The organism is Pseudomonas sp. PS02303 (genome assembly GCF_029959925.1).
Taxonomy (GTDB): Bacteria; Pseudomonadota; Gammaproteobacteria; order Pseudomonadales; family Pseudomonadaceae; genus Aquipseudomonas; species Aquipseudomonas mandelii.
The window spans coordinates 1-25,931 of sequence record NZ_JASCOM010000069.1 but is presented as its reverse complement, the minus strand read 5'-3'; the positions used below and the strand labels follow the sequence as shown (position 1 = coordinate 25,931).

Genomic DNA, 25,931 nt, shown 5'->3' with positions numbered 1-25,931 from the left:
GAGGGAGCTTGCTCCCGCTGGGTGCGAAGCGCCCCATTCAAGCGACTGCTCCGCAGACGGGAGCAAGCTCCCTCGCCACCAAACCCCCAGAGAAGTCGAATCGGGTTACTTCAGGCCTACCTTGTACAGCCCGCCGTCGTCCTCATCGGTCAGCACATACAAGTAGCCGTCCGGCCCCTGTCGCACATCGCGGATGCGCTTGTTGAGTTCGCCGAGCAAGCGCTCTTCGTGAACCACTTTGTCGCCATCGACCTGCAAGCGGATCAGCTCCTGGCTCACCAGCGCACCGATGAACACGTTGTGCTGCCAGGCCTTGAAGCGATCAGCGTCGTAGAACGCCATGCCACTGAGGCCGGGGGATTTTTCCCAGACATGGTGCGGCGCCACGGCGCCTTCTGCGGTCTTGCCCTCGGCTTCCGGGATTGGTTGTCCGGAATAGTTGATGCCGTGGGTCGTCAGCGGCCAGCCGTAATTCTTGCCGCGTTCGATGATGTTGATTTCATCACCGCCGCGGGGGCCATGCTCGTTTTCCCAGAGCACGCCAGTCCATGGATTGAGCGCTGCGCCTTGCGGATTGCGTTGGCCATAGGACCAGATTTCCGGGCGTACGCCCGACTGCCCGACAAAGGGGTTGTCGTCCGGCACCTTGCCGTCCGGGTAGATTCGCACGACCTTGCCTTGCAGCTTGTCGAGGTCCTGAGCGGTCGGCCGATCGTTGTTTTCGCCCAAGGTGATGAACAGGTAGCCGTCGCGATCAAACACCAATCGTGAGCCGAAGTGGTTGCCGACCGACAGCTTGGGCTCCTGGCGGAAAATCACTTTGAAGTCCTTGAGGGTTTTCAGGTCCTCGGACAACTGGCCTCGCCCGACCGCCGTACCGGCCTTGTCGCCCGCACCACCGCCCTCGGCGTAAGACAGATAAACCGTCCGGTCCTGCTTGAAGTCGGGCGACAGCACCACGTCCAGCAAGCCGCCCTGCCCCTTGGCCCAGACCTTTGGCACCCCATTGATCGGTGCCGAGAGCTTGCCATCGTAATCCACCACTCGCAGGTTGCCGGGCCGTTCGGTGACCAGCATGCCCCTGCGATCGGGCAGGAACGCCAGAGCCCACGGATGTTCCAGGCCCTTCGCAACTTGCCAGACCTCAAGGGTGCCTTGTTCGCTTTTCATCTCCCGGGGCGTTGCCGCAAGAACGGGTGCCGTGGCGGTGATCAGTATGCTGGCGCAGAAGGTGGCCAAGAGGGTTTTACGCAACATGCACGATTCCTTTTGTCGTTCGAATAGCTGGCAAGAACGCTGTCCTGCCGTTCAACGGTTGCTTGTGCCTGCATCTCGAGGGGGCGGATTGGGAATGAATTTGGGTGGGCTGGCGGGAGCGGTATGGTTCTGGGGATAGCGATTGCCGATGCCGCCGTTATCAAGGGTCGGTGGACGGGGCACCGGGACGGTATTTGGCCCGCGAATGACCGGGGCAGCGGGTTGTGTGCCTTGCATGCTATTGGGATTGGCCCGGCGGATCGGGCTGTTGTAGGGGTTGCTGGAATTGCCCGTGGGGCTCTGGGCCAGCAGCATCAACGAAGGTGGCGAGGCCTGGGCCAGCTGACTCATCAGGCCACTGAATGCCAGTACGGTGCAGGCGAGCACGAATCTGTTCATGGGAAGCCTCTGGGCGTCAGCGTGGATAGAATCTTCGATAGCACGCTACGCCCGGGGTTCGGATTTGTTAACTAAAACCTCTTTCTTAAGATGTAACACCAGTTGACGGTCCAGCAGGACCGGGCCGCAGCCCGCTGAAACTTTTGCTCCGCGCCGCGGGTCACCTGAACACATCACTCGCGAGTAGACGACCATGGCACGGGCAATCTGGAAAGGCGCAATCAGTTTCGGGCTGGTGCATATCCCTGTGGCGCTGGTGTCGGCGACGTCCTCGCAGGGGGTGGATTTCGACTGGCTCGACAGCCGTAGCATGGAGCCGGTCGGTTACAAACGCGTCAACAAGGTCACCGGCAAGGAAGTCACCAAGGAACACATCGTCAAAGGTGTGCAGTACGAAAAGGGCCGGTACGTGGTCCTCAGTGAGGAAGAAATCAAGTCGGCGCACCCGTTGTCCACGCAGACCATCGACATCTTTTCTTTTGTCGACGCCGAACAGATCCCCCTGCAAAACATCGACACGCCCTACTACCTCGCGCCGGATAAACGTGGCGGCAAGGTCTATGCGCTGTTGCGCGAAACCCTCAGCAAAACCAATAAAGTCGCCCTCGCCCATGTTGTCCTGCATACCCGTCAGCACCTGGCGGCGCTGATGCCCCTGGAATCGGCCATGGTGCTGGTCATGCTGCGTTGGCCCGCTGAAGTGCGCAGCCTCGATACGCTAGAGCTGGGGCCTGAGGTAACCAAGCCCGAACTGGCCAAGGGCGAACTCGACATGGCCAAGCGTCTGGTGCAGGACATGAGCGCCGACTGGAAGCCCGAGGATTATCGCGACAGTTTTGAAGACAAGATCATGGCGCTGGTCGAGAAGAAGGCGAACGAAGGCAAGATCGAGGATGTGGAAACGGCGACGGGTGAAGAGGAACGCAAGACAGCTGATGTGATTGATTTGACTGAATTGCTTAAACGTAGCCTGGGTGGCAAGACTGCCGGCAAGGCCAAACCGGCGGCTAAACCTGCAGCGAACAAAAAAGCCACGAAGACGTCTCGTGGCTGATTGTTGTTTTCGCGTTGGATCTCAGGCCCCTTCGCGAGCAGGCTCACTCCTACAAGTGATCGCGGTCAACTGTAGGAGCGAGCCAACTCGCGAAGGGTTTGCAAGCCGGCATACAACATTCAGATCAGCACAAATACCGCCAGCAACCCACCAAAGATCGCCCACTTTTCAAGGTAGTAAAGTTTGCGATTACGCTTCTTCAGCGCCTTGCCCCGCAGCCGAATCGCGTAGATTTTGGCAAACAGCCGGTTGATGCCCCCGGTCTTGTCCCCGGCATCATTCGGCGCGCCCGCCGCCGACATCACGTTACGGCTGAACCAGCCATTGAACGCCGCCGCCCAGCGATACTTCATCGGCCGCTCGACGTCGCAGAACAGAATGATGCGGTTCTGCTGGGTGGTGTTTTCGGCGTAGTGAATGAAGGTCTCGTCGAACATCACCGCTTCACCGTCGCGCCAGTGGTAGTTCTCACCATCGACGTTGATGTAGCAACCGGCATCGTTCGGCGTTTCCAGGCCCAGGTGATAACGGTACGAGCCGGCGTAGGGATCGCGGTGGCGGACCAGTTTGGAACCCGGTGGCAACTCGGCGAACATCGCGGCTTTGATCGACCCGATGCTTTGCACCAACTCAGTGGTGCGCGGGCAGAGTTTCATCGCCGAAGGATGGCTGTCGCCGTACCACTTCAAGTAGAAACGCTTCCAGCCGGTCTTGAAGAACGAGTTGAAACCGACATCGTCGTATTGGTTCGAGCGCTTGATTTCCCCGGCCCTGAGCAGGTTCTGGCCTTCGGCGCGAATTTCTTCCCAGTGCGCCTGCAACGGACTCAGGTCCGGGAAATCGGCCGGGTCGAGATAAGGCTTGTTGGGGATTTTCGAGAACAGATAAAGGAAACAATTGATCGGCGCGAGAAACGACGAGTGATCGCTCAGTTGGCGGCCCAGCTTGTGGCGCACCCGCCCACGCAGATGGACGTAGGCAATGGATACAACGTAAATAGCGGCAATGATCAGTTTCACAGAAATCGTCACATGTCAGAAGTGAACAAACTGCGTCCCCGGCCAACCTAGCGGCCCAAGGGTCTTGTGCAGCGTCTGAATACGAAACAGCGGTCCCGGTGGCGCGTCCTTGAGCCTCTGCCGACGGTCGGCGCCTGTTGAAAAGTGGCATTTTAGTCTCATTTTGTAACCAATAGTTAACCTTCAAATGTGAAAATCTGTCCGCTGGTGCCACCAAAGCGCCCGTGCGGCCTCAACGCCCTATCGTTTAAAGAGCCAGACCAGTACAATCGCCGCCAAACATTACGCGCCCCCCTTGGTTGATGACGGGAATGAACCCCGTCTCAGCGCACTTCGACTCGGGCCAAGCGCTCCAACTGCTGCTGTCCACTTATTGCCAGATGGACCTTCCGCTTCTGACCGGGATGCATTTCCCGTGGTTTGAAAAACGGAAACGGGTACTGAATCGGTACTGCCGCAACCCTAGCTACTCTGAATGCTTCGCAGGAAAAACCTTTGATCTCTACAGCTAACATCACGATGCAGTTCGGCGCCAAGCCGCTATTCGAAAACGTTTCGGTCAAGTTCGGCGCGGGCAACCGCTACGGCCTGATCGGCGCCAACGGTTGCGGCAAGTCGACCTTCATGAAAATCCTCGGCGGCGACCTCGAGCCGTCCGGCGGCCAGGTCATGCTCGAGCCGAACGTGCGTCTGGGTAAATTGCGCCAGGACCAGTTCGCCTACGAAGAATTCACCGTCATCGACACCGTGATCATGGGTCACGAAGAGCTGTGGAAGGTTAAAGCCGAGCGCGACCGCATCTACTCGCTGCCGGAAATGACCGAAGAAGACGGCATGGCCGTGGCAGAGCTGGAAACCGAGTTCGCCGAAATGGACGGCTACACCGCCGAATCCCGTGCCGGTGAATTGCTGTTGGGCCTGGGTATCGGCATCGAGCAGCACTTCGGCCCGATGAGCGAAGTGTCCCCGGGCTGGAAACTGCGCGTATTGCTGGCTCAGGCGCTGTTCTCCGATCCTGAAGTACTGTTGCTCGACGAACCGACCAACCACCTGGACATCAACACCATCCGCTGGCTGGAAAACATTCTGACCCAGCGCTCCAGCCTGATGATCATCATCTCTCACGACCGTCACTTCCTGAACAGCGTGTGCACCCACATGGCTGACCTGGATTACGGCGAGCTGCGCCTGTTCCCGGGCAACTACGACGAGTACATGACCGTGGCGACCCAGTCCCGCGAGCAACTGCTGTCGGACAACGCCAAGAAGAAGGCACAGATTTCCGAGCTGCAATCGTTCGTCAGCCGCTTCTCGGCCAACGCCTCGAAAGCCAAGCAGGCCACTTCCCGCGCCAAGGCGATCGACAAGATCCAGTTGGCCGAAGTCAAGCCTTCGAGCCGTGTGAGCCCGTTCATCCGTTTCGAACAAACCAAGAAACTGCACCGTCAGGCTGTCATTGTCGAGCGCATGGCCAAAGGCTTCGACGGCAAGCCGCTGTTCAAGGACTTCAGCTTCCAGGTTGAAGCGGGCGAACGCGTCGCGATCATCGGCCCGAACGGTATCGGTAAAACCACCCTGCTGCGCACCCTGGTCAACGAACTGACCCCGGATGCCGGCACCGTGAAGTGGACCGACGCCGCAGAACTGGGCTACTACGCCCAGGACCACGCGCACGACTTCGAAGACGACTGCAACCTGTTCGACTGGATGGGCCAGTGGACCCAGGGCGGCGAGCAAATCGTTCGCGGCACCCTCGGCCGCATGTTGTTCTCCAACGACGAGATCCTCAAGTCGGTCAAGGTCATCTCCGGTGGTGAGCAAGGTCGCATGCTGTTCGGCAAGCTGATCCTGCAAAAGCCGAACGTGCTGATCATGGACGAACCGACCAACCACTTGGACATGGAATCGATCGAAGCGCTGAACCTGGCGCTGGAAAACTACCCGGGCACGCTGATCTTCGTCAGCCACGACCGTGAGTTCGTATCGTCGCTGGCCACCCGCATCATCGAGCTAAGCCCAAGCGGCGTGATCGACTTCAGCGGTACTTATGATGACTACCTGCGTAGCCAGGGCGTTGTGTTTTAAGAGCAGCTATTAGTTTCAAGCTGCAAGCGGCAAGTAAAAGCCCTGTCCTGGTGACGGGGCTTTTTGCATTCGAGGCTGAATGGATTTGGGTGCCCTCAACCACAACGAATATAGTTAGCCTGCTTCCTTTTATATTCCACCCAAGCCATGATGCAGTTCTCCCACCGCCGCCCGCGAACGAGCCGTCATGTCTGTGCAGCAACTGCCACCGCAAAGCTCCATGGCGATCACCCTGCAGATCGTCTCCATCGTTTTCTATACCTTTATTGCCTTCCTCTGCATCGGCCTGCCGATTGCGGTGTTACCAGGCTATGTCCATGAGCAGTTGGGTTTCAGCGCGATCGTCGCGGGACTGACCATTGGCTCTCAATACCTGGCCACCCTGCTCAGCCGCCCGATGGCCGGGCGCATGTCAGACACCATTGGCACCAAACGGGCGATTGTCTACGGCCTGTCTGGGATCGTGTTGAGCGGCGTGTTGACGTTGATTTCAACCTTGCTGCAAAGCTTTCCACTGCTGAGCCTATTGATCCTGATCGCCGGACGTTTGTTGCTCGGCATCGCCCAGGGCTTGATTGGTGTGGGCACGATCAGCTGGTGCATGGGCCAGGTCGGCGCGGAGCACACCGCGCGCTCGATTTCGTGGAACGGCATTGCGTCTTACGGCGCCATTGCGATCGGGGCGCCGCTGGGCGTGGTGATGGTCGCCGAGTACGGCTTCGCCAGCCTGGGGATCGCGTTGTCATTGCTGGCCCTGGCCGCCTTGTTGCTGATCCGCAATAAACCCTCGGTGCCGGTGATTCGTGGCGAACGCCTGCCCTTCTGGGCGGTGTTCGGGCGCATTGCGCCCTTCGGTGCCAGCCTGAGCCTGGCCTCCATCGGTTACGGCACCCTGACGACCTTTATCACCTTGTATTACGTCAGCCGCGGCTGGACAGGCGCTGCCTGGTGCCTGACGGTCTTCGGGATCTGCTTTATTTTGTCGCGCTTGCTGTTTATCTCCGCGATCAGCCGCTTCGGTGGTTTCACCTCGGCGATTGTGTGCATGAGCATTGAAACGGTGGGCCTGGTACTGCTGTGGCTAGCGCCTTCGACCGCTTATGCGCTGATCGGCGCGGGCCTGGCAGGGTTCGGTCTTTCGCTGGTGTACCCGGCGCTGGGGGTGGAAGCAATCAAGCAAGTGCCCAACTCCAGTCGCGGCGCGGGTTTGAGTGCTTATGCGGTGTTTTTCGACCTGGCACTGGCGATTGCCGGGCCGTTGATGGGCGCGGTGGCGTTGAATCTTGGGTATTCGTGGATTTTCTTCAGTGCGGCGATGTTGTCTGTCACCGGGCTCGGCTTGACCTTGTTACTCAAACGCCGCGCAACAAGCTGACGCCACTGTGGGAGCTAGCCTGCTGGCGATGGCGGTAGAACATTCAATACATCAGTCGCCTGACAGATCGCTATCATCGGAACGCCGCCCGGAGCCAGCTCACTCCCACAGGGGTGGTGGGGAAATTACTGATCCGCAGTCTGCATCCCGGCCCGGGTAGGCTTGCCCAACGCGTGCGAGAAGAACCGCCCGGCTTCGGACACCATGTTGCGATGGATGTCTTCGCGGTCGACGCCATCTGCATCGGTGCACAGCGCCGGCATGGCGGCGATCTGCTCTTCGTTGCACGGTGCCATGAACACGAAGTGCCCTGCCCCGGCCAGCAATTTGAAGTCTGGTGCAATCGGCAGTTTGCGCGCCAGGGCGGCGGCATTTTTGTCGAACGCCACCAGTTTGTCGCCATCACCGCTGTAGAGCAGCACTGGCACATGTACGTCAGCCAAGGTGTGGCGGCCGAATTTCAGACTCAGCGGCGCCATCAGCAGCAAGGCATGGACACGTGGATCCGCCACAGGCTGCAAATCATCCCGGTCGACAATCAGCTCGCCCTGAGTGTTGCAGGCATCATGGTCGTCCGGGCGTTCCTGGCAGTAGCGGCGCAGACGATCCAGGTCAGGCGTGGCGCCGGAGAGGATCAGCGCCGTTTCGCCGCCCGCCGAGTAACCGATCACGCCGACCTGATCGGCATTGACGAAAGGCGCGAGCATACGGTCGCCCAGGGTCGCGGTAATGGCTTCGGAAATCTGGATGGGCCGGCCGTAAAGGTTACTCAACGTACCGAGGCGGCTGTGGTCTTTGGAGTTGTCACCGGGATGGATCACCGCCACCACCACAAACCCTTTGCGTGCCAGCGAGGTGGCGAGGTCGTGCAGCGCCAGCGGGGTACCGGTGTTGCCGTGGGACAGCATCAGCATCGGGAAACGGCCCATGGCGACGCGGGTGTCTTCCCCTGCCTCGACCGTGTAACCCTCGATTTTGCTGGTGTGTTCCCGGTCGCTCGAGGGATAGAAGGCGATGGCGCGCATCGGCTGCAAGTCCAGAGGATCGAGAAAACTCATCTCATGGAAGCCGACGCTCCAGTGAGGGTGCGGCGCAGGCGCGGCGTGCACTGAATTCAGGCTGCTGAGCAGGCAAATCAGAAACGTTGCACAAAGACGCACCATGGGATGCCCCACCTTGTTACTGGACCGGAGTCGGTAACCCTCGACTGCATAACCCGGGCCACAACCTGTAATGACCAGAAACAAAAAACTCTGCATCTGGCACTTGCGTGATCAGAATACAGAGTTTTTTGGATGGTGCCTGAGCTGTTTGAGCGCTTTACGCAAGCCTTACGCGGCGGCGAACAATTGCTCGCTGATTTGCGTGTGGGCATCGCTCATGGCTTTGGTGCGCACTTCGTCACCGTAGGCCAGGCCATGGGCACGAACAAACTCAATGTCGGTGATGCCGATGAAGCCGAACAGCACCTTTAAGTACTCTTCGTGCGCAACGCCAGTCGCCTGACCGGCATGCAGACCGCCGGACGTCGAGACGATCACGACTTTCTTGCCACCGCACAGGCCTTCAGGGCCCGCTTCGGTGTAGCGGAAGGTCTGGCCGGCAACGGCAATGCGGTCGATCCAGGCCTTCAGTTGGGTCGGGATGGTGAAGTTGTACATCGGCGCTGCGATGACAACGGCGTCGGCCGCGAGGAATTCGGCCAGGGTGGTGGCGCTAAGTTCGGCTTCGTGCTGTTGCGCGGCGTTGCGCAGTTCAGCGGTGGTGCCAGCGGCCACCAGGGTGGTGGCGGAGAAATGGCTGATGGCATCGGCGGCCAGGTCGCGGTAGGTCACCACCGCGGTTGGCTCGGCGGCTTGCCAGGCTTTGACGACTTCGCTGCTCAGCAGACGGGAAGCCGAGTTGTCACCAAGAATGCTCGAATCGATATGCAGCAGTTTCATAAGGGATCTCCAGGTGAGGATCGCCACCGGGCGATCTGATGGGGAGGATCCTACAGATGAAACCAATAGCTGATTAGCCCGCAACAATGCGATAGTTCGTCCCACTGATAGAACAATCGGATTTCCAATCATGCAAGACCTCAACGACCTTTACTATTTCGCCAAAGTGGTCGAAGCCGGTGGCTTCGCCGCAGCCGGGCGTTTGCTGGGGATTCCCAAGTCCCGATTGTCGCGGCGCATTGCCGAGCTGGAAGAACGCCTCGGCGCGCGCCTGCTGCAACGTACCACCCGGCAACTCAAGCTGACGGCGGTGGGCGAACGTTACCTGCGGCACTGTCAGGCGATGCTGCTGGAAGCCGAGATGGCCGATGAAGCCGTGGCGAGTATGTCCAGCGAACCTCGCGGACGCTTGCGGGTGTCCTGCCCCGTCGGGCTGGCCCACGAAATGCTGCCGACGGTGATCAGCCGCTTCCTCGAAAAACACCCTCAGGTGCAATTGGAAGTCATGTTGCTCAATCGCCGGGTCGACTTGGTCACCGAAGGCGTCGATGTCGCGCTGCGGGTCCGTGAGTTGGGCGATGAAGATCCGTTGCTGGTGACCCGTCGCTTGCGCCAGGCACAGATGGCGATGGTCGCCAGCCCGGCCTTCCTGCACGGACGTGAGATCAACCACCCCGAAGACCTGAAATCCTTGCCGGTGCTTGGTGCGCTGGAAGCCGACCGCCTGGTGCACATTCGCATGCTCGATCAGCAGGGCAAAAGCTACGATTTGAGCCTGGAAGCGCGATTGGGCATTGACGATTTCATCGTGCGCAAGGCCTGCACGCTCGCCGGCCAGGGGTTCACCATGCTGCCGATGATGTATTGCGAACAGGAGCTGGAAAATGGTTCGCTGGTGCAGTTGCTGCCCGATTGGTCATTGCCTGGCGGCTGGCTGCAAGCGGTCTACCCTCATCGGCGCGGGGTGATGCCGGCCGTGCGCGCCTGGATCGACCATTTGATCGAATCATTCAATGCCTGTGGGGACCGATTGATATGAAGGCTGGACGCATGAGCGAAGAGGACGTCGCGCAATTCTGTCTCGCGCGGCCCGGTGCGCGGGAAGACTACAAGTGGGGAGGCGTTCGGGTGTTTTCGATTGCCGGGAACAAGATGTTCGCCTTGCAGAACCTGCGCGGCGATTCCCTGGCCTTCAAGGTCGACAAGGATCTGTTCCTCGGGCATTGCGACCGCCCGGGGATTCACCCGGCGCCGTACCTGGCGCGGGCCCAGTGGATCATCATGCAAACGCCCTACCCGCTGGGATCCGAGGAGCTTCAGGCGTTGTTGAAACGTTCCCATCAACTGGTGGTGAGCAAGCTGCCCAAGCGCACCCAGGTCAGCCTGTTGCTTTAAAGCAGTGCAAACAGGTGAGCGCCGAGGAACAGCTGGTCGATCCAGAACACCTGATGCATCAGCACAATGAGCCAGAACACCAGCTGGAACGAGACCTTGCGAGTCTTGTGCCGAAACACTTGCTGGGCCAGCAAGGCACCCGGCCATCCGCCCGCCAGCTCCACCGCGTGCAACACGTTCTCCGGTGTCCGCCAGCTGTCGGCGCGAGCCTTGCGCTTGTCGCTCCAGTACAGAAAAAACGCCAGCACGCTGACGATGCCGTAAGCCGCCAGCGGAATCAGCGACACCCCATGCAGCCACAACGACATTGAACCCGTCAGCGGCAGCGCGCACAGGATCGCCAACACCAGCAATTTCAGCCGAGGGTGCTGGACCCGCTCGCCCCCGGACCTGCGTCCGGGATTGTTGCGCGCGCTGGAGTCATTCATGGGCGTGCGGCGGCCCAATCGACCCAGCCGAATTGCCAGGTGGCCAGGATGAACAGGCCGAACGCAATGCGATACCAGGCGAATGCCGCGTAGCTGTGGCTGCCGATGAACACCAGCAAGCCTCTGACGGCAATCATCGCGAAGATGAACGCTGTGACGAAGCCGATCGCAAACACCGGAAGATCAGCCGGTACGAACAGGTCGCGGTATTTGTAGCCCGAATACACCGCCGCACCGACCATGGTCGGCATCGCCAGAAAGAACGAGAACTCGGTGGCCGTCTTGCGCGACAACCCGAACAGCAAGCCGCCGATGATGGTCGAGCCGGAACGCGAGGTCCCGGGAATCATGGCCAGGCACTGGGCGAAACCGACTTTCAAGGCATCTTTCCAGGTGATTTCGTCGACAGTGTGGGCATGCACTTCATGCTGACGCTGCTCCGCCCACAACATCACGATCCCGCCCACAACCAACGCCGTGGCCACGGTGATCGGGTTGAACAGGTATTCGTGGATGAGATCGGCAAAAATCACCCCCAATACCACCGCAGGCAGGAAAGCGATCAATAGGTTGGCGGTAAAACGCCGCGCATTGGGTTGTGTCGGCAAGCCGACGACCACGTCGAAGATCTTTCGGCGAAATTCCCACACCACCGCCAGGATCGCCCCGAGCTGGATAATGATGTTGAAAGCCATCGCGCGTTCGCCACCGAAGTTGAGCAAGTCCGCGACTATGATTTGGTGACCGGTACTGGAAATGGGCAAAAATTCCGTCAGCCCTTCTACAACCCCTAAAATCAATGCCTGCAAGGCGGTCCAAAGTTCCATCAATCCCCCAAAGGCGATGCGCCAAGGCATGCCCCATTAGTGTTTTAAGCGTTCACCGCGCCAAGCGTAGCTGAAGTCCCGCGCGCAAAGGATCCTGACGGAGCCGTAAAAACTCCGTGAAAAATCAACTTGGATTCAGGTTTTTCCGCGCGGGGCCGAAATCCTATCAGACAAGCCCCGATAACGCTGCCGCGTAATGAGACTTGGGTCGTATAGGCCCGACCGGCAAAGCGTGGTTGGATGCTGGCAATCGTTTATTACAAGAAAAAGAAATCGGAGTGACAGCGTTATGAACAGCTTGCGCAGTGTGTCGATCAGCCGACGCTTGTGGCTCATCTTGATCGTGTCGGTATTGATGTTGTTGACGTTGGGCGTGTTGATGCTCAAGCAGATCCATACCGATCTATACCAGGCAAAAGCCCAGAAAACCCAGCACGTGGTGCAGACCGCCAGCGGCATTCTGACTTACTACCACGGCCTGGAAACCGCCGGCACGCTCACCCGCGATGCCGCGCAGAAGCAGGCACTGACCGCCGTGCGCGGGCTGCGTTATGACCAGAACGACTATTTCTGGATCAACGACCTGACGCCGGTGATGGTGATGCACCCGGCCAACCCCAAACTCGATGGGCAAAACCTCTCGGCGATCCGCGACCCGGACGGTTTTGCGCTGTTCAACGAAATGGTGGCCGTCGCCAAGGCCAAAGGCGCCGGTACGGTCAACTACCGCTGGCCTAAACCGGGCGCCAGCGACCCGGTCGGGAAAACCTCCTACGTCAAATTGTTCGAGCCTTGGGGCTGGGTGATCGGCTCGGGCGTGTACATCGATGACATGCAGGCCGAGTTCTACGGCCAGGTCTGGAAGGCTTCGTTCGTCGGCCTGGTGATTGCGCTGATCATGGCGTTGCTGGTGATCATGATCGCTCGCAGCATCGTGCGACCGCTTCAGGACACGGTGAACGCCATGGCCAACATCGCCAGCGGCGAAAGCGACCTGACCCGCAGCCTCGACACCCATGGCCAGGATGAAGTCACGCAACTGGCCCGGCACTTCAATGCCTTCACTGCCAAACTGCGAGGGGTGATCAGCGAACTGCAAGTGTCCGCCAGCGCCCTGGGCCAGTCGTCCAGCGAACTGGGCAATGACGCCGCCCAGGCCCAGGAACGCAGTCAGCAACAGTCCCAGCAGATGGAGCTGGTGGCGACTGCGATCAACGAAGTGACTTACGGTGTGCAGGACGTGGCCAAGAATGCCGAGCATGCGGCCAGCGAAATGCGCGATGCCGAATCCCAGGCGCAGCAGGGGCAAATCAACATTGATGGCAGCTTGCAGCAGATCGACAAACTGTCCGGCACCATCGATCAAGCCGTGGAAGTGATTCGCACCCTGGCCGCTGAAAGCACCCAGATTGGCAGTGTCCTGGAGGTGATCCGCTCCATCGCCGAGCAAACCAACCTGCTGGCACTCAACGCCGCCATCGAGGCTGCCCGCGCCGGTGAACAAGGCCGTGGCTTTGCGGTGGTGGCCGATGAAGTGCGCCTGTTGGCCCAGCGTACCCAGAAGTCCACGGCGGAGATCCAGTCGATGATCGAGCGCCTGCAGACTCACTCCGAAGCGGCGGTGAAAGTGATCGGCGACAGCAGTCGAGCCTCGCAACTGACCATCGAACAGGCCGGTCTGGCCGGCGCCAGCCTCAATGCCATCGGCCAGGCGCTGCGCAACCTCAACGGGCTGAACGCCTCGATCGCCAGCGCGACCCTGCAGCAAGCCCATGTGGTGGAAGACATCAATCAGAACGTCACCCAGGCGGCAGGCTTGTCCCACAGCACCGCGCTGGCGGCCGAGCAATCGAGTGTGGCCAGCGTTCGGCTCAAGGACTTGAGCGAGCAGGTGAACAGCCTGCTCAAACAGTTCCGCGTGTAAAAGCAGACACAGAACCCTGTGGCGAGGGGGCTTGCTCCCGCTGGGCCGCGAAGCGGCCCTGAAATAGGCAATCCCGTTTTTTCAGGTAAACCTCGATAGCGCCTTTGCGACTGCTTCGCAGCCGAGCGGGAGCAAGCTCCCTCGCCACAAGTGTGCGTCAGACGCCAGTTTCGGGTTGCTAACGCATTGGCCTTCTCTCTGGGTACAATCCGCCCCCCTCTTTCGTTTTCACCAAGGAACCTCCATGTCCGGGCTTGAACTGTTTGCCGCCACCCTCGGCGTGATCGCCGTCTGGTTGACGGTCAAACAGAACCCCTGGTGCTGGCCGATCGGCCTGGTCATGGTGCTGCTTTATAGCTGGATCTTTTTTGAAGTGAAGCTGTATTCGGACATGCTCCTGCAAGTGATCTACGCCGCGCTGCAGCTCTACGGCTGGTGGCAATGGACCCGCGCGGGCGAAGCCAATAGCGGCCGGCAGGTCAGTCGGCTTGAGAGCAAATCAATCGCTGCGGGCCTTGCGGCCGGTGCCATCGGCAGTCTGCTGCTAGGCGCCGCCATGGCGCACTGGACAGATGCCGCGCAGCCCTGGCTTGACGCTGCGTTGACCGGTTTCAGCCTTGTGGCGCAGTTATGGATGGCGCAAAAACGCGTGCAATGCTGGCCGTTGTGGATCGCCGTCGATGTGATTTTCGTCGGGCTGTTCATTTATAAGGACATGTACTTGACCGCCGCCCTCTATGCACTGTTCCTGCTGCTGGCCGTTCAAGGTTGGCGTGAATGGCGCGCCGACCCGGCTCTGCGCGCATGAAAGTGCTGGTGCTCGCGGGCCCTGAATCCAGCGGTAAAAGCTGGCTTTCGGGCGAGATTCACGCCAATTTTGGCGGCATATTAGTCAATGAGTACGTTCGACATTTTATCGACAGCGAAGCCCGTGAAACCCGCTACGATGACATTACATCGATAGCTCATGGCCAGCTTTCGTGGGAGGACGAAGCACGCGCCAGGCAACCGTCACTTTTGATCCTCGATACGCACCTCTTAAGCAATATCCTTTGGAGTCGCACGTTGTTTAGCGATTGCCCGGCATGGATCGAGCAAGCCTTGCTGGCCCGGCACTATGACCTGCATTTGCTGCTGAGCCCTGAAACCGTGACCTGGCATGACGACGGGCAGCGTTGCCAGCCGCAACTGGCAGAACGCCAGGCATTTTTTCAGGCCAGCCGTGCATGGCTTGATCTGCACCGCCAACCTTGTCAGGTGCTGCAAGGTGACTGGCAACAGCGCAAGGACGCCGCATTCGAGGCGGTGACGCGTTTGCTCAAGGCCTGACCGGAGTGCCCCGCCCCGCTGCAACTGTCCATTCCTGAAACACCAAATCCCACGCAAACCCGCGAACTAAAGCGGCCCGAGCGTTCCTGCAAGAAAATGTTAAGCCACTGATACAGCCTGCGTTCAACGCCCCCAGCGTGCACCGCCGCCCGTGTGGATGTCGTTTTTGCGTAGCTCTGTCTCAGTGGCGTTACACAATTTTTTTGACCACCCCGACAAATTAATTCAACCACTTGTTTTTAAACGAATAACCGAAAGCGGCACACCTTCTGCTCTCTACCTCGCAACGCTGATAAGGGCCAGCGTTCCATTTACAGAAGGAATTGCCGCCGTGGGGAAATTTGATAGAAGCATCTTTAGCCTGCTGATCGGATGCGCACTGGGCTCAACAGTCTGCCTGCCCGTGCAGGCTGACAACGGCATCATAACTATCAAACGTGATGTGCAGACCCGCAACGCAACCATCCCGCCGCTCATCCCCGACCCTAACCCCACGACCGTCAATGCCAACCCGTCCAGACAAATTCTCCAGCAAACGAACGAGTTGAGCGACGGCGATTTTGCCAACGTCGCCAGTGGTGCAGGCATCAACCGCCTGGTCACTCAAAACACTAACAACCTGGGCGGCAACATAAGCAACCAAACCCAACTGTCCAACCTCCCTGCCGGACGTTCGGGAAATTCAGGCAATGGCATTGCCAACATGGTCAATTCCAACATCCAGCAAGGCCTGGGTGCTCTGAAAATCATAACGGGAGACCGTTAAGATGAATCGTTCGCTGCTGATGATCGCCATGTTTTGCAGTGCATCGACCTTTGCCCAACCTCCCGTCATCAATAACGCCAACATCGACGGCTCGGGTATGCAGTACCAAGGCAACCTCACGGTCAACCAGGCGGCGGGCGATCTTCAGCAACAGGCCAACGCCCGGGCCATCGCTATTGGTACCAATGCCAGTGCGACCACGCAGATTCGCCAGCGTTTGCGCACCGTTGTCGACCCCAGAATTGATGCCCAGTCCAACATCCAGGGCGACTCCTTCAGTCACGGCAACGGCGTACTGGGTGTCAACCAGAGCGCGGGCGCCAGTAACCAGCAAGCCAACGCACTGCGGATAAGCATTAGTAAACAGCCGCAAAGCATCGACGACAGCGTCCTCATGCAACAGAACGTGGCGCTGCTCAACAACTCCGATCCAACTGACTCTGCACCAGGCCATCGCCAGGTCACTACCAGTGACCAGGCATTCACCGGTAGCCGTGGGGTGATCCAGTTGAATCAGAGCGCCGGGGTGGGAAACCGAATGGCCAATACCCTGAGCGTAAGGGTCGTGGATTGACCCGAAAAGGTAAGAAACAACACTTAACCTAAAATAAAGTACGGAGAATCACCATGAAACCTTCGATGGCACTAAAGCCTCTGGTTTTCGCAATTGCTGCGGTCATGGCTGTTGCTGTACAAGCTGGGCAAAATGATCGGCGTGGCAACCATCATGGTCATCACAACGGTGGCCAACAACAAACCCCTCCTGCAAGAATGGTCCCAATCAATGCGACTGCCAATGCGACGGACCGGCAGAACAGTACCGGCAATAGCATCTGGAATGAAGGGACAGAAAACTCGGCCGAGATGAGCAGTTCGGCCGCAGGCGCGAGCGGCAACGTCGGCGTCAACGTGGCGGCAGGTAACGGCAACCAGCAAGACAACGCCGCCGCCATCGCCAACGCAGCCTCCGACAACGCCGCGATCGATAACAGCTTTGTGTTCGGCACGGCCACTGCCACCGCTGACGTGAGGCAAGTCAGCAACAATAACCGCGTCGACAACTTTGGCTCCACCAACTCTGCCGTGATGAGCGGATCCGGCGGCGGTAGCAGCGGCAACATGGGTATCAACATTGCTGGCGGCGATCTGAACCAGCAGAAAAATACCATGGCAATTGCCAACGCCAATGCTCCACTGGGTAATGCAACCGCCACCGCGTCCGCCGTTCAAAACGGTCCCGGCCTGATCGTGAACAACAACGCTGATCGGACCTACCGCGTTGATACGATCACCGTTACCAACACGGCGAGCGGCAGTTTCTCCAAAGATAAGTCGTTTGAGGCAAGCGGCAGTCAAAGCGCTTCTTCCAGCTGGAACAAAGCCGGTTCCAAAAGCTATGACGCCAGCGGGTCAAAAAGCGTTGATATAAGCGGTTCTCACAGCAGTAATGCCAGCGGTTCCAACAGCAGCAATGCCAGCGGTTCCAACAGCAGTAGTGCAAGCGGTTCTTCGAGCGCTTCTTTGAGTGCTTCCTTGAACGCTACGCTGGACGCTACTTCGGCGGCTTCCAACTCCACTACCGTCAATTTTGGCTTCGGCGACCGCACCCGCAGCTCGTCTTCCGACGCATCGCTTAACGCATCGCTCGACGCGACGCTTGATGCATCGATAGACAAATCGTATGACAGATCGCACGACTCTTCGTACGACAGATCGCGCGACTCCTCGTACGACAGATCGCGCGATTCGTCGTTCGAAAAATCGTATGACAAGTCGTACTCGAAGTCGTCTGACTCCTCGTACGAAAAATCGGGCAGTCAATCGTCCGAGTCTGAGTATGCAAAAGCGAAAAGCTACAGTGAAAGCAGCTCTTATGATTTGAGCAACACCTACTCTTATCAAGTGCTGACTCCAACTGGCTGGGCCAACCCTGTGACCAACACTGCAACCCTGAGCGGTTCGGTGAATGGCGGCAGTGGCAACCTGGGCGTCAACGTGGCGGCTGGTGTGGGCAACCAACAAAGCAACTCGTTGGCCATTTCCAACCAATCGTTCTAAATGCTGTCTCTGGAGGCCCCCTTACGGGGGCCTTTTTCAACATCACCAGAGGGCGTCCAATCATGCGTATTCTCGCCTTGGCATTTTTGCTTTGCGTGGCCACTGTGATCGAGGCCGCACAAATGCCGCTCTCCATCCTGCCGGGCGGCGCGTTGGTGTACAAGCCAATCCAGAGCGTTCGCGAGCGCAAATTTGCCGACCTGGTACAACAGAAAACCGACTTCAGTTGCGGCGCTGCGGCGCTGGCGACCATCTTGCGCCAAGCCTATTGGCTGGACGTGAATGAAGAACAGATCATCGAAGGCATGCTGGCACACTCTGATCAAGATCTTGTCCGTGTCCAGGGCTTCTCCATGCTCGACATGAAGCGTTACGTGGAAAGCATCGGCATGCGAGCCCGTGGCTATCGGGTAGCACCGGAAACGTTGAGTGATATCAGAATCCCCGTAGTGGTCCTCATGGATATCCGTGGCTACAAACACTTTGTGGTCATGCAAAGAGTCCATCAGGGCTGGGTCTACATCGGAGATCCGGTACTCGGTCATAAACGCTACAAAGTCGACGACTTTATCAAAGGCTGGAACGGCATCATCTTTGCCATCATCGGCCAGGGTTACGACAAAACCAATGCGTTGCTCGACCCGCCCATGCCGCTGACCGCCAGGAACCGCGTCAACGCCTTTAGCCCAGTGCAGGACGCAGAGTTGATGGATTTTGGATTTATCCAAAGCGACTTCTTCTAATAACAAGGGAGCACGACGCTCCGGGAGCATCCCATGAAGACTCCAATCTGGCTGGCCGTGGTCTGCCTGGCCGCCAGCCTGCCGACCCAGGCACAGACGTTCAAACCCATTGAACTGAAGGATCAGGAGTTGGCAACCCTGCGTGGCCGTTATGTCATGCCAGGACGGATTATCAGTTTCGGCATTTCGATGACCAGCACTTGGCAAAATGCCAATGGTGAAGTGATCGGGGCAACGTCCACGATGCAAATTCAACAATCGACCATCAAGCCACAGTTTTATGTGTCGATGATCGACGAAAAAGGGAATGGATCGACCCGTTCGCAAGGCGCCAGCACGGGCACCGGCACCGTCACTGGCGGCAACGGCCTCAATACTACCGAAGGCGTGACTCAAGTCGTACGGGCTGCCGGCGACAACAATACGGCCTACAACAACGTTGATATCAACGTCACCAAGGCAAACCAAGCGCCAGCAACGCAACAGCAGGGCCAGGCACTGGCCGCAGGCACGACATTGGTCGGCGCCAATGGCGCGGGTTCAATGAGCGTTTCCTCGACCGGTACGGGTGTGCAATTCAACATCGTGGCCAACAACAACCAGGGCAATACCGTACAACGCCTGGCCCAGGGTGGCCTGATGCAGAACACGACATTGCTCGGCAGTAGCAACCAGGTCCGCAACCTCACATCCTTCAATGTCGTGCTGCGTGACAACGTGCCGTCAGCCGGATCGGTGAGCGGCAATCTGGACCAGCTCAAAGGTCTTCGCACTCTCGGATTCTGATCTACGCTCAGTCTCATCAGATGTAGTCAGAAGGGACGGCTAAAACATGCAACGATCTTCAACGTTCAGAGCTTTGGTATGTTTGAGTAGCCTGGCCCCGGCCACAATGCTATACGCAGCACCGGACCCCCAGGTCGAAATCCTAAAACAAGAACTCATGGAGTTGAAACAGCGTTACGAAGCTCAGCAGAACGCGTTGATGGTACTTGAGCAACGCGTTCGCCAAGTCGAAGAAACACCGCAGCCACCAGTTCCCAAGCGCTTGACCAAATCCCCCGCCGAACCCTCCCGGGGTAACCAGGCGGTCGCCGCTGGTGCGCCGGGCACCACCGGCAGCTCCTATGGCCAATCGCTCAAGGACGATTCGGAACCTGCGCAAAGCGTTTCCAACCTGTATGACGAAGCCAGCGGCTTCTTCGGTGGCGGCAAGTTCAGCGTCGAAACCGGCCTGACCTACACGCACTACGATACCCGCGCCTTGACGCTTAACGGCTTCCTGGCACTGGACTCGATTTTCCTCGGCAACATCAACCTCGACCGCATCAAGGCCGACAACTGGACCCTGGACCTGACTGCCCGCTACAACGTGGCACAACGTTGGCAGTTCGACATTAACGTCCCCGTGGTTTACCGCGAATCAACGTACTCCTCCGGCGGCGCTGGTGGCGCTGGTCCGGTGACGTCTGACGCCACCGTGACTCGCGACCCGACCATCGGCGATGTGAACGTTGGCGTTGCCTACAAGTTTCTGGATGAGTCGGTCAGCCTGCCCGATGCGGTCGCTACACTGCGCGTCAAGGCGCCGACCGGCAAGGACCCCTACGGCATCAAGCTGGTCAGCGACCCTACCAACGATAACCTCTCGGTCCCCGAGGATTTGCCGACCGGCAATGGTGTCTGGGCGATCACCCCGGGTATCTCGCTGGTCAAGACCTTCGACCCTGCCGTGCTGTTCGGCAGCCTGTCCTACACCTACAACGTTCAGGACTCTTTCAGCGACATCAGCCCTCAGGTCGGCTCCAAGGTGAAAGGGGACGTGAAGCTGGGCGATTCCTGGCAGATCGGCGCCGGCATTGCCTTCGCCTTGAACGAGAAGATGAGTATGTCGTTCTCGTTCACCGATCAGTTCGCCCGCAAGAGCAAGATCAGGCCGGACGGTGGTGATTGGCAGTCGATTTCCAACAGCGACTACAACTCGGCCAACTTCAACATCGGCATGACCCTGGCCGCCTCCGATAACCTGACGATCGTACCCAACCTGGCCATCGGCCTGACCGACGACTCGCCAGACTTCTCCTTCAGCCTGAAATTCCCGTACTACTTCTGATCCACCACAACAAAGCCCCGCTGCGACTTCAATCCCAGCGGGGCTTTTGTGTGTGGAACATTAAATCTGCGTCTAACGGATCTGATGTTTGTGCAACAAACGGTAAAAAGTCGGCCTGGATATCCCCAACACTTTGGCGGCAATGCTCAAGTTATCGCTGTGGCGGTTGAGTACATCGCACAAGGCCTGGCGTTCAGCGCGGGTCTTGTAGTCTTCCAGCGTGCCCATCGGCGCAGGAATGACGTGCTGGCTGATCAGCCCAAGGTCTCGCGCTTCGATCTGCCGGCCTTCGGCCAGTACCAACCCGCGACGTACTCGGTTGGCCAGCTCGCGAACATTACCCGGCCAGTCGTGCTTGCCCATGGCAATCAAGGCGTCGTCGCTGAAGCTGCGGGGGCGGCGGCCGGTTTCATGGCTGTAGAAGTGGGAAAAGTGGTTGGCCAGCATGGATAAGTCGCCATGACGCTCACGCAGCGGCGCGGTGACGACCTGCAATACGTTAAGGCGGTAGTACAAATCCTCACGGAAGGTTTTTTTCTCGACGGCCGCCTCAAGGTCGACATGAGTCGCCGCCAACACCCGCACATCCACCGGAATCGGCTGGCTGCCGCCGACATGCTCGATATGTTTCTCCTGCAGAAAGCGCAGCAGATTGGCTTGCAACTCCAGTGGCAGGTCACCGATCTCATCGAGAAACAATGTGCCGCCATTCGCCGCTTCGATCCGACCGACCTTGCGTTGATGGGCGCCGGTAAAGGCGCCCTTCTCATGACCAAACAGCTCCGACTGAATCAAGTGTTCGGGAATTGCCCCGCAATTGATCGCCACAAACGGCTTGTTGTGACGCTGGGATTGTCGATGGAGCGTGCGGGCGACCAATTCTTTACCGGTTCCGCTTTCACCACGAATCAATACCGGCGACTCGGTAGGCGCCAGCTTGCTCAGTAACTTGCGTAGCTCGCGAATCGGCTTGCTGTCGCCAAGCAGCTCGTGCTCAGGCTGATCAATATGAATCGTGCCCTGTCCGCGCAGGCGCGCCATGCCGAACGCCCGGCCCAGCGTGACTTGCACCCGGGACACGTCAAACGGCAAGGTATGGAAGTCAAAAAACCATTCGCAAACGAAATCTCCGACATTTTGCAGGCGCAGGACTTCCTGGTTGAGCACGGCGATCCACTCGGTACCGCTGCGGCTGATCAGTTCTTTGACCGCTTCCGGGCGTTCCAGATGAAAAGGTTGTAATCGCAGGAGGCCGACGTCGCACGTTCGGTCGGCGGCGTTCTCCAAGGAACAGCTGTCAACATCCCAGCCCACAGAGCGCAGACCCGGCAGCAGACGATAGCAGTCGTCGCAGGGATCTACTACTAACAGACGTCGTAACGCAGGCGTTTCGATCATGACTGTTCCTTGACGCCAAACTTTAGGAAATATTATTAAAAACAGTCGTTTGGCGGATCTGGCTGTAACATTAGCAAGAATTTGACGCACCCTTGTACCGTTTGACTATAGGAACACCGCATTATTAGTTATAAGAATGAGTTTGTTAGTTACCTAACGAGTTCAACCTTTCATTCAGCTTTCAAAAACCGCTCTGCCATTGAGTATATGAAAGAAAGTTGAAATTTCTTTTGATTGAGTGTGACCTGACCCCCGGTTGAGGGCATCAGTACAAGTAACCAGCCGAACGGTAAGCCCAACCGACGGCCTGTCACTTGATTGGGCATATAGAGAGAAGACCCCATGACTGCCCCGCTCCGTATCAACGAAGCTCTTTTGATTGCCAACCGCGCATTCCAACCTTTTCAATGCGTGGCCTGGGCCCCACAAGACGGCAATGGCGAACTCAGCCTGACCATTATCGACCGCACCAATACCCACATTGGCCGCACACAAATTCCGAGCAGTACTTATTCCGACCCCGCGCAACTTGAACACATTCTTGAAGAAGCTCGCGCCGAACTGAGCGAGGAAGGTTACACCCTGCAATCGTGGTCGATGCCACACTAAGGACGTTGGCGGATGACTTAAGTTGTCCGCCTCTTCTCCTTTCTTTTAGCGAACTACGTCGGTCGTCACGCCCCCCCCATTCCAACTTGCCCGCCACGAATTACTTGGCAGGCTTGTCAGTGGTTCGAAAAGTCACTGTTCTGGCACAAAGCGACCCTCCACCTGTGAGTTGTGACAGTTGTGCAATCGAGCGTTCAGGGATTGAATGTTCTGCACACGCAGTTGCCCTCCCGGTTCCCGGGTTTCGGTCAGCTCGCAAGGAGATGCGCGCATGCCCACCCTGACTGCTTTTGCCCGACCTGCCGCGCAGCGCACGGCCGGCCTCCTCGATAAAAGCTTCGCCTCCAACGGCAAAACCCAGGTGTATTTCGCCGGCAGTACGTCGAGCATCGCCAACGGCGTGGCGATCGACTCGAGCGGTCGCGTACTGGTAGCGGCGAAAGTCGGCACTCGAAGCGGCCATTGCTTTGGCCTGGCTCGCTTGCTTGAAGACGGTTCGGCAGACCTGGCATTCGGCACTCATGGCAGCGTCATCGGGCAATTTCAGCGCGGTCATGAGGCCATGGCGGGAAAAGTCCTTGTATTGGGCGACGGGAACATCCTGGTCGCCGGCCTGCACTATGAAGACGCTCATCGGACGCTGCCGGCCTTGGCGATGTTCGACGCGCAAGGTCACCCGGTCAGGGACTTTGGCGACAATGGATGCTGTGTCATACGCCTGCCGGGGAATCTGTCCCAGGGCGTGCGCGACGCCTGGCTCCCTCCCGGCGTACCGGGGGCTGAAGCCTGCGACGTCCAGGTACAGGCTGACGGCCGAATCCTGCTGCTGGCCAATCACCCTTTCGAACTGGCCGATCACGTCGGCCTGCTGATTCGCCTGACCGACGCTGGCGAACTCGATACCTCCTTCAACGGCCGCGGCTTTGTCATGGTCAGGCATTTGCTGATGAACACCTGGCTCAGCAGCCTGCTGTTGCAGCGGGACGGCCGGATCATGGTCGGCGGATCGATCAATTTCCCTGAAGAAGGTTTGCTGGCGCGCTACCTGCCCGACGGCAGTCTGGATGATCACTTCGCCGTGGATGGTTTCATGACTTTCAGTGTTGAGGGGCACAGCGCTCAGGTCAGCCAGATCGTCCAGCAGGAAAATGGTGATTTGCATTGTTTTGGCAGCAGCCGCGACCCGATGCATTGCCTGGCGCTGACACTGCACAGCAACGGTCGCCCGGACGTTCATTGCAACGGTGGCCAGCCACACCTGCTGAAAATCGGACCCAGTGGCTGCCAGTGGAACGCCGCCCAACTCCAGCCGGACGGCCGTGTACTGGCGGTTGGCGCCACGATTGGCGGAGTCGAAGCCGACTTTCTTCTGGCTCGGTACTTGCCGGGCGGGCAACTCGACCCTGGTTTTGCCGAGGGCACTTGTTGGGTTCGCACCCGTCTGGGGCGCAGCCTGGACACCGCCACATCAGTGGCCGTTCAGCCGAATGGAGGCATCGTCGTAGGCGGTTATTCGCTGGACGGCAACTACCGGGCGGTTGTGGTGCGCTATCTCGGCTAAGCCAACGACTTTCCCCCCACTTGATCTTCCCGTCGGCTTACGGCAAGTTGCGCGCTTCTTAATACAAGGAGTAGCCGATGTCCGGTTCAATGGCCCAGGCCTTCGCGCACAACTTTCTAGGCCACTCGCCTCGCTGGTACAAGGCGAGCATTGTCGGTTTCCTGATTCTCAACGCCCTGGTGTTGTGGACCGTCGGTCCGGTAGCGGCCGGTTGGCTCCTGGTGCTGGAGTTCATCTTCACCCTGGCCATGGCGCTCAAATGTTATCCGCTGATGCCGGGCGGGTTGCTGCTGATTGAAGCGCTGCTGCTGAAAATGACCACGCCCCAGGCGCTCTATGACGAACTGATACACAACTTTCCGGTGATCCTGCTGCTGATGTTCATGGTGGCAGGCATCTACTTCATGAAAGACCTGCTGCTGTTTCTGTTCTCGCGCCTGTTGCTGGGGGTTCGTTCCAAGGCCCTGCTGGCCTTGATGTTCTGCTTTCTCTCGGCGTTTCTGTCGGCGTTCCTCGACGCCCTGACGGTGACGGCGGTGATCATCAGTGCCGCCGTGGGGTTTTACTCGGTGTATCACCGCGTCGCCTCGGGCAATGATCCGCGTCAGGACAGTGAGTTCAGCGATGACCAGCACCTGCCCAAATTGCACCACGACGACCTCGATCAGTTCCGTGCTTTCCTGCGTAGCCTGCTGATGCACGGCGCCGTGGGCACGGCATTGGGTGGCGTCTGTACGCTGGTCGGCGAGCCGCAGAACCTGTTGATCGGCCATGAAATGGGCTGGCACTTCGCCGAGTTTTTCCTGAAGGTCGCCCCGGTGTCGCTGCCCGTGCTGGCAGCGGGCCTGGTGACGTGCGTGCTGTTGGAGAAATTACGCTGGTTCGGTTATGGCACGCTGCTGCCGGACAACGTGCGCATCGTGCTGGCCAACTATGCGGCCGAAGACAATGCCGAACGCACTTCACGCCAGCGCGCAGCCTTGCTGGTGCAAGGCGCGGCGGCGCTGATCCTGATTGCCGGGCTGGCGTTTCATATCGCCGAGGTCGGCCTGATCGGCTTGATGGTGATCGTGTTGATCACCGCCTTCACCGGCATCACCGACGAGCACCGCATCGGTAACGCGTTCAAGGACGCGATGCCGTTCACGGCCCTGTTGGTGGTGTTCTTCGCGGTGGTTGCGGTTATCCACGATCAGCAGCTGTTCACGCCGCTGATCCAGTGGGTGCTGGCGCTGCCGGCCGATCAACAGCCGGGCATGTTGTTCATTGCCAACGGCTTGCTGTCGGCCATCAGCGACAACGTGTTTGTGGCGACCATTTACATCACCGAAGTGAAACAGGCGTTCATCTCCGGCCACATGAGCCGCGAGCATTTTGAAACGCTGGCCATTGCGATCAATACCGGCACCAACCTGCCGAGCGTGGCGACACCCAATGGCCAGGCGGCGTTTCTGTTTTTGCTGACGTCGGCGATTGCGCCGCTGATTCGCCTGTCGTATGGGCGGATGGTGTGGATGGCGGTGCCGTACACGGTGGTGATGGGTGTGCTGGGTTGGTACGCCGTGAGTTTCTGGCTTTGAGTTAGCAGGTTTGACGCCTTCGCGGGCAAGCCTCGCTCCCACAGGTCAGTGTAGGAGCGAGGCTTGCC

The 25,931-nt window shown here is 58.7% G+C and carries 25 protein-coding genes; 17 read left to right on the top strand and 8 right to left on the bottom strand.

The window, feature by feature from the left end; genetic code table 11:
• Nucleotides 1–105: 105 nt before the first annotated feature.
• Together QMX98_RS16870 and QMX98_RS16865 are read right to left on the bottom strand one after the other, a co-directional pair.
• Entirely contained in the window at nt 106–1,257 is a 1,152-nt protein-coding gene (locus QMX98_RS16870; RefSeq protein WP_282411108.1) for a PQQ-dependent sugar dehydrogenase, read from the bottom strand.
• A 51-nt stretch (nt 1,258–1,308) separates the two neighbouring features.
• Nucleotides 1,309–1,656: a hypothetical protein gene (locus QMX98_RS16865; protein ID WP_200666160.1), complete on the bottom strand. Its 348-nt coding sequence runs from the start codon at nt 1,654–1,656 to the stop codon at nt 1,309–1,311.
• Nucleotides 1,657–1,849: 193 nt separating this feature from the next.
• Between QMX98_RS16865 and QMX98_RS16860 the strand changes: the two genes are divergently transcribed.
• Nucleotides 1,850–2,710 (top strand): Ku protein, encoded by an 861-nt coding sequence (locus tag QMX98_RS16860; RefSeq protein WP_010460516.1) that lies wholly within the window; start codon nt 1,850–1,852, stop codon nt 2,708–2,710.
• 119 nt (nt 2,711–2,829) lie between these two features.
• On the opposite strand, the gene lpxO is transcribed toward QMX98_RS16860, so the two are convergent.
• On the bottom strand, nt 2,830–3,729 hold the full coding sequence (gene lpxO / locus QMX98_RS16855; RefSeq protein ID WP_010460518.1) for a lipid A hydroxylase LpxO: 900 nt from the start codon (nt 3,727–3,729) through the stop codon (nt 2,830–2,832).
• Between the two features lie 495 nt (nt 3,730–4,224).
• On the opposite strand from lpxO, the gene QMX98_RS16850 reads away from it, so the two are divergent.
• Both QMX98_RS16850 and QMX98_RS16845 read left to right on the top strand, forming a co-directional pair.
• Nucleotides 4,225–5,814, top strand: coding sequence for an ABC-F family ATPase (locus tag QMX98_RS16850; protein ID WP_010460520.1), 1,590 nt, complete (start codon nt 4,225–4,227; stop codon nt 5,812–5,814).
• A gap of 187 nt (nt 5,815–6,001) precedes the next feature.
• Complete coding sequence (locus tag QMX98_RS16845; protein ID WP_077747808.1) at nt 6,002–7,189, top strand: MFS transporter; 1,188 nt, start codon at nt 6,002–6,004, stop codon at nt 7,187–7,189.
• A gap of 125 nt (nt 7,190–7,314) precedes the next feature.
• Here the strand turns inward: QMX98_RS16845 and QMX98_RS16840 are convergent, their stop codons facing one another.
• Together QMX98_RS16840 and QMX98_RS16835 are read right to left on the bottom strand one after the other, a co-directional pair.
• Nucleotides 7,315–8,352 carry a dienelactone hydrolase gene (locus QMX98_RS16840; RefSeq protein ID WP_010460523.1) on the bottom strand — a complete coding sequence of 346 codons (1,038 nt, stop codon included), beginning with the start codon at nt 8,350–8,352 and terminating at the stop codon, nt 7,315–7,317.
• Between the two features lie 168 nt (nt 8,353–8,520).
• Nucleotides 8,521–9,132: an FMN-dependent NADH-azoreductase gene (locus QMX98_RS16835; protein WP_077747806.1), complete on the bottom strand. Its 612-nt coding sequence runs from the start codon at nt 9,130–9,132 to the stop codon at nt 8,521–8,523.
• 130 nt (nt 9,133–9,262) lie between these two features.
• On the opposite strand from QMX98_RS16835, the gene QMX98_RS16830 reads away from it, so the two are divergent.
• Both QMX98_RS16830 and QMX98_RS16825 read left to right on the top strand, forming a co-directional pair.
• The gene (locus tag QMX98_RS16830; RefSeq protein WP_010460527.1) at nt 9,263–10,171 is read left to right on the top strand and encodes a LysR substrate-binding domain-containing protein; all 909 of its coding nucleotides are present in this window, start codon (nt 9,263–9,265) and stop codon (nt 10,169–10,171) included.
• Nucleotides 10,168–10,527, top strand: coding sequence for an MmcQ/YjbR family DNA-binding protein (locus QMX98_RS16825; protein ID WP_282411107.1), 360 nt, complete (start codon nt 10,168–10,170; stop codon nt 10,525–10,527). Before QMX98_RS16830 ends, QMX98_RS16825 begins: the two co-directional genes overlap by 4 nt.
• On the opposite strand, the gene QMX98_RS16820 is transcribed toward QMX98_RS16825, so the two are convergent.
• Both QMX98_RS16820 and QMX98_RS16815 read right to left on the bottom strand, forming a co-directional pair.
• Nucleotides 10,524–10,955, bottom strand: a complete 432-nt coding sequence (locus QMX98_RS16820; protein ID WP_077747804.1) for a DUF1294 domain-containing protein — start codon at nt 10,953–10,955, stop codon at nt 10,524–10,526. The two genes, QMX98_RS16825 and QMX98_RS16820, sit on opposite strands and share 4 nt — an antisense overlap.
• Entirely contained in the window at nt 10,952–11,782 is an 831-nt protein-coding gene (locus QMX98_RS16815) for an undecaprenyl-diphosphate phosphatase (protein WP_042932039.1), read from the bottom strand. The genes QMX98_RS16820 and QMX98_RS16815 overlap by 4 nt, the downstream gene beginning before the upstream one ends.
• Before the next feature lie 289 nt (nt 11,783–12,071).
• Here QMX98_RS16815 and QMX98_RS16810 point away from each other — a divergent pair, with 289 nt between their 5' ends.
• From QMX98_RS16810 to QMX98_RS16770, 9 genes are all read left to right on the top strand, one after another.
• On the top strand, nt 12,072–13,706 hold the full coding sequence (locus tag QMX98_RS16810) for a methyl-accepting chemotaxis protein (protein ID WP_282411106.1): 1,635 nt from the start codon (nt 12,072–12,074) through the stop codon (nt 13,704–13,706).
• Nucleotides 13,707–13,950: 244 nt separating this feature from the next.
• Nucleotides 13,951–14,514 (top strand): nicotinamide riboside transporter PnuC, encoded by a 564-nt coding sequence (pnuC, locus tag QMX98_RS16805; RefSeq protein WP_282411105.1) that lies wholly within the window; start codon nt 13,951–13,953, stop codon nt 14,512–14,514.
• Nucleotides 14,511–15,035: an AAA family ATPase gene (locus QMX98_RS16800; RefSeq protein ID WP_282411109.1), complete on the top strand. Its 525-nt coding sequence runs from the start codon at nt 14,511–14,513 to the stop codon at nt 15,033–15,035. Before pnuC ends, QMX98_RS16800 begins: the two co-directional genes overlap by 4 nt.
• A 331-nt stretch (nt 15,036–15,366) precedes the next feature.
• Nucleotides 15,367–15,801: a hypothetical protein gene (locus tag QMX98_RS16795; RefSeq protein ID WP_010460541.1), complete on the top strand. Its 435-nt coding sequence runs from the start codon at nt 15,367–15,369 to the stop codon at nt 15,799–15,801.
• Nucleotide 15,802: 1 nt separating this feature from the next.
• A complete protein-coding gene (locus tag QMX98_RS16790; protein ID WP_083376684.1) occupies nt 15,803–16,375 on the top strand; it encodes an adhesin in 573 nt (190 codons plus the stop codon).
• Between the two features lie 53 nt (nt 16,376–16,428).
• Nucleotides 16,429–17,859 (top strand): hypothetical protein, encoded by a 1,431-nt coding sequence (locus tag QMX98_RS16785; RefSeq protein ID WP_042932036.1) that lies wholly within the window; start codon nt 16,429–16,431, stop codon nt 17,857–17,859.
• Between the two features lie 62 nt (nt 17,860–17,921).
• Nucleotides 17,922–18,602 (top strand): C39 family peptidase, encoded by a 681-nt coding sequence (locus tag QMX98_RS16780; protein ID WP_010460547.1) that lies wholly within the window; start codon nt 17,922–17,924, stop codon nt 18,600–18,602.
• Between the two features lie 33 nt (nt 18,603–18,635).
• Complete coding sequence (locus QMX98_RS16775; protein ID WP_169857707.1) at nt 18,636–19,388, top strand: hypothetical protein; 753 nt, start codon at nt 18,636–18,638, stop codon at nt 19,386–19,388.
• A 46-nt stretch (nt 19,389–19,434) separates the two neighbouring features.
• Nucleotides 19,435–20,715 (top strand): hypothetical protein, encoded by a 1,281-nt coding sequence (locus tag QMX98_RS16770; protein WP_010460551.1) that lies wholly within the window; start codon nt 19,435–19,437, stop codon nt 20,713–20,715.
• A gap of 72 nt (nt 20,716–20,787) precedes the next feature.
• On the opposite strand, the gene QMX98_RS16765 is transcribed toward QMX98_RS16770, so the two are convergent.
• Nucleotides 20,788–22,113 (bottom strand): sigma-54 dependent transcriptional regulator, encoded by a 1,326-nt coding sequence (locus QMX98_RS16765; protein WP_010460554.1) that lies wholly within the window; start codon nt 22,111–22,113, stop codon nt 20,788–20,790.
• Nucleotides 22,114–22,455: 342 nt separating this feature from the next.
• Between QMX98_RS16765 and QMX98_RS16760 the strand changes: the two genes are divergently transcribed.
• The 3 genes from QMX98_RS16760 (at nt 22,456) to nhaB (ending at nt 25,863) form a co-directional block, all read left to right on the top strand.
• Nucleotides 22,456–22,722, top strand: a complete 267-nt coding sequence (locus QMX98_RS16760) for a hypothetical protein (RefSeq protein ID WP_010460556.1) — start codon at nt 22,456–22,458, stop codon at nt 22,720–22,722.
• Between the two features lie 271 nt (nt 22,723–22,993).
• Nucleotides 22,994–24,283: a hypothetical protein gene (locus tag QMX98_RS16755; RefSeq protein WP_077747798.1), complete on the top strand. Its 1,290-nt coding sequence runs from the start codon at nt 22,994–22,996 to the stop codon at nt 24,281–24,283.
• A 77-nt stretch (nt 24,284–24,360) separates the two neighbouring features.
• Nucleotides 24,361–25,863, top strand: a complete 1,503-nt coding sequence (nhaB, locus tag QMX98_RS16750; RefSeq protein ID WP_172791057.1) for a sodium/proton antiporter NhaB — start codon at nt 24,361–24,363, stop codon at nt 25,861–25,863.
• The last annotated feature ends 68 nt before the right edge of the window (nt 25,864–25,931 follow it).